This is a genomic window from Natranaerovirga pectinivora, assembly GCF_004342165.1.
Classification (GTDB): domain Bacteria; phylum Bacillota; class Clostridia; order Lachnospirales; family DSM-24629; genus Natranaerovirga; species Natranaerovirga pectinivora.
In genome coordinates this window covers 80,556-94,848 of sequence record NZ_SMAL01000007.1, presented here as the reverse complement: position 1 = coordinate 94,848, position 14,293 = coordinate 80,556, and the positions used below count along the sequence as shown (strand labels likewise).

Genomic DNA, 14,293 nt, shown 5'->3' with positions numbered 1-14,293 from the left:
CACCTCAGTTCTATTATTGTTTTGCGTCAAACATGGCATTGTTTGTATTGCCTTCAAAGGCTTTCCCTTTGTTTTCATAACCTGCAGTTTGTGGTGCCACTCTGCTAGTTCTAATGGCATTAATTGTAAAGTCTATCAAATCTAATGACTGATTAATTAATGCCTTATTTTGTTCGCTTCTATTTTGTAATTCTTCTATGGTTTCTTTTAATTGATTGTTAATATCCATTAATTCTTTTCGTTCTTTTTCCTGACCTTTTAGTAGTTCTACTAATTTTGTCAGAGAAAGTTCCTTAGAATTTATATTGATCACTAGACTTATATCCTCTATATGGGATTCTCTCTTTTTTTCAAGTCTAGCTAATCTCCCAGCTATATTCTGTTCTTTTTCTGTAATTTCTTGCAAAGCTGATACATCGCCCCTAATGATGATATCTGTTTTAGCATTGGTTACTTCTAATATTTGATTGTAAGAATCCAATTCTTCACTAAGAGTATTTATTAATTCTTCGATTAAACTAGCCATGATTTACTCCTTGTATATTAGATTTTTAAATCGAAATAGCTTTCAATGATTTTATTGGCTACTTCTTCTACACTAACATTATATGCTCCTGACGCTATTTGATTTTTAATAGCGTCAACTTTGTCTCTTCTTATATCAGGTGTATTTCCAACTGCCTTCTTAGCAATTTGCAATTCTCTTCCAAAATCTGATATGTTTAATGAATCATTTTCTTTTTTAGCAGCATATATCTTTTCAACCTTTACGCCACTTTTATTGTAGATATTTCCAACTTTATTTATCCCGTCAATTCTCATAACGTTCACCAACCTTTTCCCACTCTCATTTTTTACATCTATCTATTTATATTATTTATCGGAATACTTATATTAATTCTTAACTTTTTCATTACAAAAAAATACATACAAGTCAAGTTTCCTTATATGCATTTTCTTAGGTTTATCGATCTCTATTTAAATATCTCATTTTACTTGTTGTATCTTTGTTCTTAAACTCATTCACTTCTTCTTTTTTCTGAGTACCATAGGCACTCCCTAAATTATGAGCAATGTCTTCTTTACATCTATTACAAAATCTTCCCGTTTTAATGGTTATCCCACATTTTTCACATTCTATTCCTATCGTGGAACTATCTGAAAAGGTAAGCCTTTCTTCTCTAATCCACTGTCTTAATTGATTAATATTAACATCTGTATCTTCAGCTACTTGATAAATCTGAGCTTCTGGATTATCTTTGATATATGCTTTTACTTCTTGAAATTTATCTTCTAGATTTCTTTTACAGGTCGGACATATGGGTTGCCCACCTATATAATTAAATATTTTTCCGCAAGTTTTACAATTTCTTACATCCATATCATGTCTCCTCCTTCTAAATGCCTTTCCCTATGGCGATACAGATATAGTAAATATCCGTATCATAATGTTCTTTTATACTCATTGCACATGCATTAATCGTACTTCCTGTAGTATATATATCGTCTACAATCAATATATTATTTAGTACTTTTTTATCATTGTTTACAGAAAAAACTTTATTTAAGTTCTTCAATCTTTCTTTATCATTCAATTCCTTTTGGGGCAATGTGTCCAAATGTCTTTCTAAGAGTTCTACTACTTCTTTATCTAATAGCTTGCCTATCTCTTTTGCCAATAGATAAGCTTGATTGTACCCTCTTGTTCTTTGTCTTTTCTTGGATAATGGTACTGGTACAATAGTCCCTATATTATATTTCTCTATATCACTTTTGAATTCTGATACCAATTCCTTTGCAAACAAAGGCGCATATTCTCTTTTATTATGGTACTTGTATTGGTAAATGGCTTTTTTGACAGGTTCTTCATATGACCATAGGGACCAGCCTTTTTCATATGCCAACTCTTGTTTATGGCAGTCAAAGCAGTGTGTAATTTCTTGATGAAAGACAGGTTTGCTACATTTTGTGCATCTAGGCCCTTCAATAATAGGTGACTTTTCTAAGCATCCTGTACATATTCTTTTTTCTTCAAACCAAGGTATGATGTCATTGCATAAAGGACATCTAGGTGGATATATTATATCTAACATTTTTGTTATATAATCCATAAATTCACCTGCTTTATAAAAGTTTTTCCTATTGCATCTGATTAAAAAGCTCTTTTATTCGAAGTTCTAAACTAGAATATCTATAGATTTCCCTTTCATTTTTGATCATCGTCTGAATGGTATTTTCACTTCCAATGAGTATAACATATTTTTTTGCTCTCGTTACTGCAGTATATAATAAATTTCTATTAAGGAGCAAGCTAGGTCCTGTTAATAATGGTATGATTACAACTGGGTATTCTGATCCTTGAGATTTATGAATTGTAGTTGCATAAGCCAATTCTATTTCTTCTAATTGATTGAATTCATACTCAACTTCTTTACCATCTTCATAATGAACCAATATGGTTTCAGCGTAATTGTTAATGCTTTTTATGACGCCCATATCACCATTATACACACCTGTTCCTTCTTCGATTACATACCCTAATTTATTTTTTACTTGCCACATAATTTGATAATTGTTTTTTATTTGCATTATTTTATCACCTTCTCTGAAAGTGATATTTCTATATGTTTTTTCTTGCTTGTTCTTATTAGAAGGATTAATAATCTCTTGTATATCATTATTAAGTTGTTGTGTGCCTAGTACCCCTTTTCTCATTGGGGTTAGTATTTGAATGCCGTCAAATATACTACAACCTGTAAACTTTGGCAATCTATTTTTAACTAAAGTTTTTAACTCATCAACTAACAAATCTGGTGTTACTCTTTTTATAAAAAAGAAGTCTTTGCTTTTATTATTCAGCTCAATATCTTTTCCTTCGTTAATCATATGAGCATTTACAACTATTTTACTTTGATCTTCTTGTCTAAAAATTTTATTTAACATAACCACATTGACACAATTAGAATATATGATGTCTTTTAATACATTACCAGGACCAACAGACGGCAACTGGTTAGCATCTCCAACTAATATCAACCTTGTCCCAGGTGTAATTGCTTTTAATAAATGATGCATAATTGTAATATCTACCATAGACATTTCATCCACTATTATAACATCTGCTTCCAAAGGATTGTCTTCATTTCTTTCAAACCTTAAGCCAAATTTATCATCATCACTTCTATAGGATATTTCTAATAATCGATGTATGGTTTGGGCTTCATACCCTGTGGTCTCTGTCATTCTTTTCGCCGCTCTACCTGTTGGTGCTGCCAACAAAATCTCTAAGCCCTCTTCTTTGAAAAAATGAATGATGGTATTAATTGTTGTGGTTTTACCAGTACCTGGTCCACCTGTTAATACAAAAACACCACTTTTAGCAGCTTCCATAACCGCTTCCTTTTGTATGGCATCTAACTCTATATTTATGTTTTTTTCTATATGGGCAATCTTTTTTTCAATTTGACTTGCATCTATATCCTCATAGCTTTCACTTAGATCAAACAATTTTCTTGCCACTGCTAATTCCATATAATAATATCTTAAAGAATATACGACCGTTTCGTTATTTACTTCCTTTTGTATTAACAATTTGTTAATCTGCATATCGACTATAATATGTTCAATATTAACCTTTGGAACAGCCAATAATTCTATTGCCTTTTCAAGCAGAATCCCTTTAGGCAAATAGGTATGACCTTCTAAAGATCCTTGAGTAAGAATGTATAAAATACCTGATTGAACTCTAAAATCAGAATTGCTATCAATTCCTATCTTACCTGCAATGTCATCTGCTAATTTAAAACCTATCCCTTCAATATCTTCAGCAAGCATGTAGGGATTGGTTTTTACTACATTATAAAGATCTTCACCATAATTTTGATATATTTTTATAGCAAAATTCGTTGAGATGCCATATTCCTGTAAAAAAAGCATGGCTTGTCTCATTTCTCTCTTCTCTTCAAAAGTTTCAGCAATAGACTGAGCCTTCTTATCTGTAATCCCTTTAATCTCAACAAGCCTTTCTGGCTCTTCCTCAATAATCCTAAAAGTTTCTTTCTTAAACTTATTAACAATCTTCTTAGCCAAAGCAGGACCTATCCCCTTAATAATCCCAGAAGCAAGATATTTCTCTATACCATGGACACTTTGAGGCATAGTAATCTCATACTTCTTAACCTGATACTGCTCTCCATAAGTATGATGCTTACTAATCTCTGCCTCGGCTTTAAGATACTCACCTTCACTAATCTGACCAAAATACCCAACACAAGAAATCTCTTCCAAATCCCTCACTAAAGTCAAAACAGTATACCCATTCTCTGAGTTCGTATATATAATCGATTCAACATAACCTTCAATAATTTCCATCCATCTCACCTAAGTTCCTATTTGATTATATTTTAGCATAGAGATATCCAATGTACAACGCAGAAAATCAAAGCAGAATGTAATTTGAAGAACCGTCCCTAATCTTTATAATCTTTAATCTATTAATTTAAAGAAACTTCTTAAAACCACGTCAAAGACTTAGAAGTGTTATATATAAGATTTAACTGCGAAGCCACGGATGGCGTAGCTGGACCCTTTTATCCAAGGATGAATAAGGGTCCATTAATCTTATATATAACACTTCTAAGTCGCCAGTTCCCAGCAACCCAACACTCATAAAAAAAAGCGAAGAATTTAATCTTCGCTTTAGTTGTATTAATTAATTCCAGCCGCTGCCTTAATAGCATCAACCTTGTCAGTTCTTTCCCAAGGTAAATCAACATCTGTTCTTCCAAAATGTCCATAAGCCGCTGTTTTTTTGTAAATTGGTCTTCTTAAATCTAAAGATTTAATAATACCTGCAGGTCTTAAATCAAATGTTTTATCAACAATTTCTGTAATCTTTTCATCTGCAATAACACCTGTTCCGTGAGTATTAATTAAAATAGAAACTGGTCTAGCCACACCAATTGCATAAGCTAACTCAATCTCACATTTTTTAGCAAGTCCAGCTGCTACGATATTCTTAGCAACATATCTTGCAGCGTAAGCTGCCGAACGGTCAACTTTTGTTGGATCTTTTCCAGAGAAAGCGCCACCACCGTGACTTGCGTATCCGCCGTAAGTATCTACGATGATTTTTCTACCTGTTAAACCAGCATCACCTTGTGGTCCGCCGATAACAAATCTTCCTGTTGGATTAATATAGTATTTTGTTTGATCATCTAATAACTCAGCTGGAATTACAGCTTTAACTACATGCTCAATAATATCTTTTTCGATTGTACTATGCTCAACATCTGCATTATGTTGTGAAGAAATAACAACAGCATCAACTCTAACTGGTTTTCCATCAACATACTCAACAGTTACTTGAGATTTTCCATCTGGTCTTAAATAACCTAATGTACCATTTTTTCTAACTTCAGATAATCTTCTAGTGAGTTTATGTGCTAAAGAAATTGGCATTGGCATTAACTCAGGCGTTTCATCACAAGCGAATCCGAACATCATTCCTTGATCTCCTGCTCCAATAGCTTCAATCTCAGAGTCTGTCATCTCACCTTTTTTAGATTCTAATGCTTGATCAACCCCAAGTGCAATATCCACTGATTGTTCATCTAACGATGTTAATACTGCACAAGTATCTCCATCAAATCCATATTTAGCTCTATCGTATCCAATTTCTTTAATTGTTTCACGTACTATTTTTGGTATATCTACATAACACTTTGTAGAAATTTCCCCAATCACTAACACTAAACCTGTTGTTACAGCAGTTTCACAAGCAACTCTTGCAGTTGGATCTTGTTCAAAAATAGCATCAAGAACTGCATCAGAAATCTGGTCACAGATTTTATCTGGATGTCCTTCAGTTACTGATTCCGAAGTAAATAATCTTTTATTCAATTTCTTTTTCCTCCTTTGGTTTTTTAGGTATTTATAAAAATTTTCTTTTTATCAAATAGTTATTTAGCAGGAAGATGATACCATATTTCTACTATATAATCAATATCATATTGATATTTATTTTAATTATATCATATAATACTACAAAATCCCAGGAAATACCTTAATTTTTATCTAGTACCTCTATATCTTTTAATGCCAGAAGATACTCTCCTTATAAAAAGCTATCTTTTATATATTGACCAAAATACACAAAAAAAATACTTTTAACTTCATTCAACTACTTTTACATTTTTAAAGCCTTGCATATATATACAAGGCTTTAATTGCTATTCAATTATTTTATTAGTACTAGATAGTTGTTTGTAAAGCATTTGAGCAAGTCCCATTCCTTGACCTTTTGATGCTTCCTTTGCATATTCTTGATATAACATATCTGTGAATATTTGTTCGCCATGAGATTCTTGTATTAGTCCTGATTTGGGTACTGTCTTTCTCATTTCCTTAAACATCTGCTCAATAAAATAAGATTCAAACTCACGACACATTTCTTTTAACTCATTGTTATCTTCTTTTCTTTTTAATTTTTCATCTATATTATTCGTTGAATTCAAATTAATATTATATGTATTAATGTTCAAAATACTCACCTACTATCTTTTTAGCTGGTTTGCTTGTGCCAACATATCGTCAGAAGTTTGTATCGCTTTTGAACTCACTTCATAAGCCCTTTGAGCAACGATTAGTTTAACCATTTCCTCTACAACTTGAACATTGGATACTTCTAGACTTCTTCCAATAATTCTACTTCTAGTTATATTGTCTTCATCTTCTTCAATAAGTGGTCCTCCAGAAGCAGTAGTACTTCTTAGTAAGTTACTCCCAATCTTCTCTAACCCTGAAGGATTTCTAAATTGAACCACTTTAAACATCATATTCATATCCACAAGATTATTCTCTGCATCAATAAAACGGAATGCACCATCTGGTCCAATTTCTAGTCTGTTTAAATCTACATCGTTTTCAAACATAATAGGTTCTCCATTATTGTCAAGAACAGCATAACCTTCTGAAGTGGTCAACATAAGTTCATCGCCCATTATAGATAATTTGAAACTTCCATCTCTTGTATAAAATTCATCTCCATTAAAACCTCTTACAGAAAAGAATCCTTTTCCATCAATTGCAAAATCAAAGGCATTATCCGTTCTTTCTATAGTACCTTGAGAAAAATTCACACTTGTTGCAACTGGTCTTACACCATGTCCGACTTGTAAAGCAACTGGTCTTCCTGCACCATTTTCATTACTTGTTGCATTTTCCATCGTATGATATAACAAAGATTTAAACTCAACACGTTCTTTTTTAAATCCAGTAGTATTCACATTAGCTAAGTTATTTGATATGGTATCAACATTTAATTGTTGAGTTGTCATCCCTGACGCTGCTGTCCACAATGAACGCATCATACTACTTCACCTCCAATTATAATCGCCCTACTTCATTAACAGCTTTCCCTAAAGTATCATCAATGGTTTGAATTACTTTTTGGTTCGCTTCATATGTTCTCATTATATTTATCATATCGACCATTTCTCTAATTGTATTAACATTAGATTCCTCTAAATAGCCCTGTAAAATTTGACCATTAAATTCTAATGCTTCAGCGTCTTCCCTTGCATTATATAGGTTGTCTCCTAATTTAATGATATCCTCTTTATCAAAATTCACTAATCTCAATGAGTCAATATACTCATCATTTAAATATATAGCCCCTGTACCATCAATTCTCACATCTCCATGACCTAGAACAATATTACCATTTTGTCCCATTACTTGGTGCCCATCTTTTGTAATAAGTTCTCCATCATTATTTACTACAAAAGAGCCATCTCTTGTATATCTTTCAACAATATTTCCATTTCTATCAAGAGTACTAATCCCAATGAACCCTTCCCCTTGAATGGCAATATTAAAAGGATCATGTGTTTGCATAAATGATCCTTGGTTAAAGTCTGTAAATACTACACCAGTTTTAACACCTAAATTCATCTTTCCTATATGTGTATTCATATTGTTGTCATTAACTTTTAATGTTAAAACATCTTCAAATGATTCTACTACAACGCCATCTTTTTTGAATCCTGTTGTATTAACATTGGCTAAGTTGTTAGAAACTATATCCATTCTCTGCTGTTGGTTCATCATACCTGTTGCTGCCGTATATAATCCTCTTACCATAGTTTCACACCTTTTCTATTAGTCTCTTTTTCCTGCTAAGTATTCAACATATTTTCCAGTTCCAATAGCAACACAAGTTAGAGGGTCATCTGCTGTTATTACATTAATACCTGTCTTTTGTTCTATTAATTGATCTAAGCCTTGTAATAAACTGCCGCCACCTGTCATAACGATTCCACGGTCAGCTATATCTGATGCTAATTCAGGTGGTGTTTTTTCTAATACACTATGAACAGCTTCTACTATTTGAGAAGTTACTTCTTTTAACGCTTCTTCTGTTTCTTCTGAGGATACTGTTATGGTTTTTGGAAGTCCTGTTACTAAGTTTCTTCCTCTTACATCCATAGTTAATACTTCTGGTCTTTTATATGCCGTTCCAATTTTTACTTTAATGTCTTCTGCTGTTCTTTCACCAATTAATAGGTTATGTTTCTTTCTCATATACCTAACAATTGCTTCATCAAAATTATCTCCCGCAATTTTTATGGAGTTGCTTACTACTGTTCCACCTAAAGATATAACAGCTATATCAGATGTACCGCCACCGATATCTACTACCATACTTCCACAAGCTTTTGTTATATCTATGCCTGCGCCAATAGCAGCAGCAATAGGTTCTTCTATAATCTCTACACGTCTTGCTCCCGCTTGGTATGTAGCATCTTCAACAGCTCTTTTTTCAACTTCAGTAACACCACTCGGCACACATACACTAATACGTGGTTTTCTTAAAAGTCTTCTTCCTACTGCTTTACCGATGAAATATTTTAACATTTTTTCCGTAACTGTATAATCAGAAATAACCCCTTGTCTAAGAGGTCTAATTGCAACAATATTACCAGGTGTTCTTCCTAGCATACTTCTTGCTTCATTCCCTACTGCTAAGATTTTATCCGTATCACGATCAATAGCAACAACAGAAGGTTCTTTTAATACAACTCCCTTTCCTTTAATATAAACTAATACGCTTGCTGTTCCTAAATCAATTCCAATATCTGTACCGAACATTATTTGTACCCCTTCCTGCTTATTTTCCTTATTATTTATATATTTTTAATTATTCTGTTTAACCATAATTTATTTGCCACTAACGATCTTGAATTGGCAACAATCCTACAATCAAAAAACACATTACTTATATCGTCAAATTACATATAAAGTTTAATTCGTGTATATAATTCTATTATATACAATACTTGACATTTTTTAAAGGTATTTTGTTAATTTAGATTTATTTAATGACCTTTTATAGCATTCCCAAAAATTGGGCATTCTATTATCCTTTTTAACAAACAAATTGTTGTGTTTTATTCTTTCTATTATACACTATTATGACAAATTTTAAAAACTATATTTTTCCCTATAAACAAATATCTTTCACAAAATTATTTCTTTATATATTTCACCGTATACAAAATCATTTTGTCACATTTTTATAGTATATAAAAAGTCTTCTATACGTTTAAAGCAACCGATAATAATCGATTGCTTTTAATACTTTCATCAAAACCTATTGAAAGTTAATATATACTTGACTTTGTATTCTGGGTTAGGCTCATATACTTTTCTTTGGTTGCTAATCCACCTCTAATATGTCTTTCGGATTTGTTCACATCAAGAACTTTTCTGGCTTTCATAGCTAACGAAGGATTTATTAGAGTCAAACGCTCTGTAACATCTTTATGAACTGTTGATTTACTTATTCCAAATTTTTTTGCTGTTTGTCTTACAGTAGCATTTGCTTCAATGATATAATTTGCTATATCAATAGCCCTCTCTTCTATGTATTGTTTCAACCTAAGTCCCCCTCTAAAGTTACACTTAGTTAAATATATGGCTACTAGGTTTAAAATATGAATATAAGAAACTGTTTTTGTTTTATTTTATTAAGTGATTTATTAATACTTAGAAGTCCTATTGGTAAATTATGATTTAGGAATAAAAGGTATTGATTTTTTTCTTAAAAGAATATATAATAAAGTTCAACTAGTTTTGCAATCACTTGTTATTTTTTTATCTATTGAATGTTAAAAAAATAACTTATAAGGAATTGACAGAATTTTATATTTCAAGGAGGATATTTTTATGAAAAAGGTTTTATCAATATTGTTATTAGTGGTGTTAGCATTATCTTTAGCAGGATGTAGCGAAAAAAAACCAACGGCAGAAACATTTAACTTATCAAAATATGCAGATGGTATCTACTTTGCTCAAGAAGATAGTTTCAACGAAAGAACCGGCTGGAAAAACGTAGTTACTTTCGAAGTTAAAGATGGCAAATTTGAATGGATTGATTGGAACGCTGCCAACAGAAATGGTGGAAAAGACAAAAAAACTACTGCTGCAGATGGTGAATATGGCATGGCTGCTGTTGCAACTCAAGGCGAATGGCACTTACAAGCTGAAGCTGCTGAAGCATTTTTATTAGAAACTCAAAATCCATATGCTGTTTCGTATGATGCAGAAACAGGAAAAACAGATGAAATAACTGGTGCTACTATTACTGTTAGCTACTTCTTCGAATTAGTTCAAGATGCTCTAGCTAAAGGTCCAGTAGGTAGAGGTTTATGGGAAGATGGTACTTACTATGCAGAAGTTGATGAATTCAGTAATGGATACAAATACTCTGCACGTGTAACAGTTATTAACGGATATATTGTTGCTGCTAACTGGGATGGTGTTCCAGAGAATGGCGATATCGGTAAAAAACAAGCTTCAATTGATGGTAATTACGGAATGGTAGCACGTGGTGGCGCTTCATTAGAATGGCACGAGCAAGCTGCTCTTGCAGAAGCTCATTTATTAGAAATTCAAGACCCAACTGCTATTGCTTTTACAGATGGTGTTTCTGATGATATTTCTGGAGCTACTATGAAAGTTAACTATTTCTTTGAATTAGTAGACAAAGCTTTAAATAACTAAAAAAATTAAGCGGAGATTATAAAATCTCCGCTTTTTTATATTTATATTACTTATGGTATTTTTTAGTTAAATTTTTACCACTCTTTTAATATAAATTCATGCTTGTTTGTTAATTCAAATCTATCTTTTAAAGCTGTTGTAATGTATACTTCATTTTCTTTAGTTATAAAAACTGCATCTATATTTTCTAACGCCTCAACAAATAGATAGCCTTTTTCCAATCCCATACCGTATACCGCTGTTGATAAAGCGTCTCCATCTATTGCAAATTCCGATACAATTGTAACACTGGCTAATTCATTTTCAAAAGGATATCCTGTTCTTGGGTCTATCATATGATGATAAATCACATCATCATCACCTAGTACAAACCTCTCGTATATGCCTGATGTTACAATACTGTTATCAAAAGATGATATAACCCCAATGGTCTCTCCTCGACCCTCTTGTGGATTCTGTACACCTATCCTCCAAGGCGTACCATCAGGTTTACCCCCTATGGTAACAATATCTCCACCTAAATTTACTATACCGTGTTTTATACCTAGCTCTTTCATATATTCAGCGGCTTGATCTGCTATATACCCTTTAGCGATCCCTCCCAAATCTATAACCATATTATCTTGTAATAACTCTACTTCATTATTATTAGTATTGAGTCTAATTTTAGTATAATCCACATATGGTAATAATTCTTTTATTTCTTCTTCACCTGGCACTCTAGCCTCTGTGCCACCAATATCCCATAAATTTATTATAGGGCCTATGGTAATATCAAATAAGCCATCAGACAATAAGGCATGTTCCTTGCTTTTTAATAATAAATATGCCATTTCCTCAGAAACTGTTATAGGCCCTTGTCCTGACATTAGATTTATCATTGATACTTCACTTATTTCTAGATTCTTGCTAAATACCTTTTCTTTTTCTTTTATAAGGTCAGAAATGGCTTTAAAATACTTTTCTGAATCATTGTCCGCTTTGTCAAAAATAGTTATTCTACTAATAGTTCCTAATGCATATGTAATATCGGATTTTTGTTCTAATCTTTCATTACAAGCAACAAGAACAAATGAAATACAGCATATCAATAGTATTTTTAGTTTTCTCATCATTGTGCCTCCTAAGTTTTTGTCTTCAGCCTATGACTCTACTTCCCAAGAGTCACAAGCTTCGTTGAAAGCCTAATCTCCAAATCCTTGCGAGCAAGTTTGCAGATTAGACTTTAATATCAACCTTGCAACATGCCCTCGCTACGCTACAGGCACAAGGTTTCAATGAAAGCCTAATCTCCAAATCCTTGCGAGCAAGTTTGCAGATTAGACTTTCAATATAACATACAAATATCTCCTGAATCAAGATTCAGGAGATATTTAGGAAAGGCATATTTACTTTTTTTACTTTAATAGATTTTGAGGATTAATTGCTGTTCCATCTTTTAACACTTGGAAGTGTAAGTGACTACCTTCTACTACGAAGGAACCTGTAGGTTCATTTATTAATCCTAGAACTGCCCCTTCATTAATCATATCTCCTACCTTATAGTTAACGTCTTTAAGTTGCCCATACACTGTATTATAGCCACTTCCATGCTCTATTGTTACCGTTAATCCTGTTTTTTCCAAGTTGGATATTTCCTTTATGATTCCTCTAGCTGCAGCTTTTACTTCAGTTCCAATCATGCCTTGAATACCCATTGCTTCATGCACTCGGTAATGGCCTAATGTTTGAAAATAAATACCTATCCTGTCCTCATCATAAGGCAATATTATTTCACCTTGTATAGGCCAAGACAGCCCATTTCCTTCACTAAAAGTTAATACTACTTCTTCATCTTTTGCCACTGTTTCACCAAAAATTTGAATGGATCCACTTATTGTGGTAACAACTTGTTCTTCAATATCCACTTCCTCTTGGACATCTTCTACTTCATTTTCTGCATAATCAATCTCTTCATTTATTACTTCTTCATCAGCTACATCTTCTGTCTCTCTGATTGTATTTAGATTATCAGATGTAACTGGATCTAGAAGAAAAGATTCATCCTCTTCATCTTCTAATGGTGTGTTCAAATCTACAATATCAATATTATCATTTTCTTTGTTTTTATTGCCATCAGAAAGGATTATGCTAGAAATTGAAAAGATTGCAATGAAACCTAACAAAAGAACATAGTAAAATTGTTTTCCTTTAAGTACTGACAATAGTTTTTCTTTTTTCATGTAATCACCTCTGCTTTTATTATTTCCAGAGGTTACCTTCTTTATTCACTCTTTTCTAACAATACTATATCAATATTATAATAATAATGTTTTAATATCTCTTCATAGGTATAACCTTCTTCTGCCATATAGTTTGCCCCATATTGACTTAATCCAACCCCATGTCCGTATCCTTTAGATACAAATCTTACATCACCATCATAATTCTCCATGGTGAAGTTACTACTTTTTAAAGATAAAATATTTCTTATCTCTTCCCCTGTAAAAATAGTGTTCCCTATTTGCATTGAGGTTATGTAACCCCCCTCACTTCTTCTAATAATTTGTGTTTGTTCAATTACATTAGAAGAGTAAATTTCAAAGTCAGGTACAGCTTTTTTTATAAGTTGAATAATTTCATCATTAGAAAATGTTTTTACAGTTAAAAAGGTTGGCGCTCTCATATCCTCACTACTATCTACTGAAACCAAATAAGGCAATTCGGCTTGCCAGACATCTTGGGCCCCTTGTGTTCTGCCTGCACTCGTTGAATGAAATACAGCTTCTATTGGCTCGTCATCATAAACGATTATTTCACCTCTTGTACTTAAAACTGCGTCTGATATCTTATTATAATTTTCTGCAAAATTTCTAACGCCCCAGATTTCTTCCATCTTTTTTTTGCTAATGTAACTTTGATAAATGTCATCTACATGTATGGTTGCATTTTCCCCCATATGCTTTACTGCATATGTTCTAGCTGCTACTGCTTGAGCTCTTAGGGCTTCTCTTTCAAAACTTACTGGCATTTCTGCCGCCACTACCCCTATAATATATTCTTCTAACCCTAATTCCTCTACTTCTCCTAACTCATTAATTATTTTGACTCCTTTTTCTCCACTTTCTATTTTTACATCATTAATAGTCCTGTTTTCATTTAATATAAGTGTTATAAAATAAGGTAGTGAAATTATTATAATAATTATGAGTAATCCACTAATGAGTTTCGTTTTTAGCATCTTATCCAC

Annotated in this window: 15 protein-coding genes; 1 reads left to right on the top strand and 14 read right to left on the bottom strand. The window is 32.5% G+C overall.

The window, feature by feature from the left end; genetic code table 11:
- Positions 1-13: 13 nt before the first annotated feature.
- The 11 genes from EDC18_RS10435 to spoIIID form a co-directional block, all read right to left on the bottom strand.
- Positions 14-526, bottom strand: coding sequence for a flagellar protein FlgN (locus tag EDC18_RS10435; RefSeq protein ID WP_132252905.1), 513 nt, complete (start codon positions 524-526; stop codon positions 14-16).
- Positions 527-543: 17 nt separating this feature from the next.
- On the bottom strand, positions 544-822 hold the full coding sequence (flgM, locus tag EDC18_RS10430; protein ID WP_132252904.1) for a flagellar biosynthesis anti-sigma factor FlgM: 279 nt from the start codon (positions 820-822) through the stop codon (positions 544-546).
- A 142-nt stretch (positions 823-964) separates the two neighbouring features.
- The gene (locus EDC18_RS10425; RefSeq protein ID WP_132252901.1) at positions 965-1,381 is read right to left on the bottom strand and encodes a flagellar protein; all 417 of its coding nucleotides are present in this window, start codon (positions 1,379-1,381) and stop codon (positions 965-967) included.
- A 16-nt stretch (positions 1,382-1,397) separates the two neighbouring features.
- Positions 1,398-2,111, bottom strand: a complete 714-nt coding sequence (locus tag EDC18_RS10420) for a ComF family protein (protein ID WP_132252898.1) — start codon at positions 2,109-2,111, stop codon at positions 1,398-1,400.
- A 28-nt stretch (positions 2,112-2,139) separates the two neighbouring features.
- Positions 2,140-4,371, bottom strand: a complete 2,232-nt coding sequence (gene recD2, locus EDC18_RS10415) for an SF1B family DNA helicase RecD2 (RefSeq protein ID WP_132252896.1) — start codon at positions 4,369-4,371, stop codon at positions 2,140-2,142.
- Positions 4,372-4,707: 336 nt separating this feature from the next.
- Complete coding sequence (gene metK, locus EDC18_RS10410; protein WP_132252893.1) at positions 4,708-5,901, bottom strand: methionine adenosyltransferase; 1,194 nt, start codon at positions 5,899-5,901, stop codon at positions 4,708-4,710.
- Between the two features lie 329 nt (positions 5,902-6,230).
- Complete coding sequence (locus tag EDC18_RS10405) at positions 6,231-6,542, bottom strand: rod-binding protein (RefSeq protein ID WP_132252892.1); 312 nt, start codon at positions 6,540-6,542, stop codon at positions 6,231-6,233.
- Positions 6,543-6,554: 12 nt separating this feature from the next.
- Positions 6,555-7,370: a flagellar hook-basal body protein gene (locus EDC18_RS10400; RefSeq protein ID WP_132252889.1), complete on the bottom strand. Its 816-nt coding sequence runs from the start codon at positions 7,368-7,370 to the stop codon at positions 6,555-6,557.
- Between the two features lie 16 nt (positions 7,371-7,386).
- On the bottom strand, positions 7,387-8,142 hold the full coding sequence (locus EDC18_RS10395) for a flagellar hook-basal body protein (protein WP_132252886.1): 756 nt from the start codon (positions 8,140-8,142) through the stop codon (positions 7,387-7,389).
- Between the two features lie 18 nt (positions 8,143-8,160).
- Positions 8,161-9,150, bottom strand: coding sequence for a rod shape-determining protein (locus EDC18_RS10390; RefSeq protein WP_132252884.1), 990 nt, complete (start codon positions 9,148-9,150; stop codon positions 8,161-8,163).
- A gap of 512 nt (positions 9,151-9,662) precedes the next feature.
- The gene (gene spoIIID, locus EDC18_RS10385) at positions 9,663-9,938 is read right to left on the bottom strand and encodes a sporulation transcriptional regulator SpoIIID (RefSeq protein WP_132252882.1); all 276 of its coding nucleotides are present in this window, start codon (positions 9,936-9,938) and stop codon (positions 9,663-9,665) included.
- A gap of 289 nt (positions 9,939-10,227) precedes the next feature.
- Here spoIIID and EDC18_RS10380 point away from each other — a divergent pair, with 289 nt between their 5' ends.
- The gene (locus tag EDC18_RS10380) at positions 10,228-11,064 is read left to right on the top strand and encodes an FMN-binding protein (RefSeq protein WP_132252880.1); all 837 of its coding nucleotides are present in this window, start codon (positions 10,228-10,230) and stop codon (positions 11,062-11,064) included.
- Between the two features lie 74 nt (positions 11,065-11,138).
- On the opposite strand, the gene EDC18_RS10375 is transcribed toward EDC18_RS10380, so the two are convergent.
- The 3 genes from EDC18_RS10375 to spoIID form a co-directional block, all read right to left on the bottom strand.
- A complete protein-coding gene (locus EDC18_RS10375) occupies positions 11,139-12,176 on the bottom strand; it encodes an FAD:protein FMN transferase (protein ID WP_165878555.1) in 1,038 nt (345 codons plus the stop codon).
- A 285-nt stretch (positions 12,177-12,461) separates the two neighbouring features.
- Positions 12,462-13,286: a M23 family metallopeptidase gene (locus tag EDC18_RS10370; protein WP_132252875.1), complete on the bottom strand. Its 825-nt coding sequence runs from the start codon at positions 13,284-13,286 to the stop codon at positions 12,462-12,464.
- Positions 13,287-13,327: 41 nt separating this feature from the next.
- Complete coding sequence (gene spoIID, locus EDC18_RS10365) at positions 13,328-14,284, bottom strand: stage II sporulation protein D (RefSeq protein WP_132252872.1); 957 nt, start codon at positions 14,282-14,284, stop codon at positions 13,328-13,330.
- Positions 14,285-14,293 lie beyond the last annotated feature (9 nt).

Excerpts from the sequence above, each read along its gene's own strand:
- EDC18_RS10375 (WP_165878555.1), bottom strand. The coding sequence starts at position 12,176 with ATGAGAAAACTAAAAATACTATTGATATGCTGTATTTCATTTGTTCTT.
- EDC18_RS10380 (WP_132252880.1), top strand. The coding sequence starts at position 10,228 with ATGAAAAAGGTTTTATCAATATTGTTATTAGTGGTGTTAGCATTATCT.
- EDC18_RS10370 (WP_132252875.1), bottom strand. The coding sequence starts at position 13,286 with ATGAAAAAAGAAAAACTATTGTCAGTACTTAAAGGAAAACAATTTTAC.
- EDC18_RS10435 (WP_132252905.1), bottom strand. The coding sequence starts at position 526 with ATGGCTAGTTTAATCGAAGAATTAATAAATACTCTTAGTGAAGAATTG.
- EDC18_RS10420 (WP_132252898.1), bottom strand. The coding sequence starts at position 2,111 with ATGGATTATATAACAAAAATGTTAGATATAATATATCCACCTAGATGT.
- spoIID (WP_132252872.1), bottom strand. The coding sequence starts at position 14,284 with ATGCTAAAAACGAAACTCATTAGTGGATTACTCATAATTATTATAATA.
- EDC18_RS10395 (WP_132252886.1), bottom strand. The coding sequence starts at position 8,142 with ATGGTAAGAGGATTATATACGGCAGCAACAGGTATGATGAACCAACAG.
- recD2 (WP_132252896.1), bottom strand. The coding sequence starts at position 4,371 with ATGGAAATTATTGAAGGTTATGTTGAATCGATTATATATACGAACTCA.
- EDC18_RS10390 (WP_132252884.1), bottom strand. The coding sequence starts at position 9,150 with ATGTTCGGTACAGATATTGGAATTGATTTAGGAACAGCAAGCGTATTA.
- EDC18_RS10425 (WP_132252901.1), bottom strand. The coding sequence starts at position 1,381 with ATGGATGTAAGAAATTGTAAAACTTGCGGAAAAATATTTAATTATATA.
- flgM (WP_132252904.1), bottom strand. The coding sequence starts at position 822 with ATGAGAATTGACGGGATAAATAAAGTTGGAAATATCTACAATAAAAGT.
- EDC18_RS10400 (WP_132252889.1), bottom strand. The coding sequence starts at position 7,370 with ATGATGCGTTCATTGTGGACAGCAGCGTCAGGGATGACAACTCAACAA.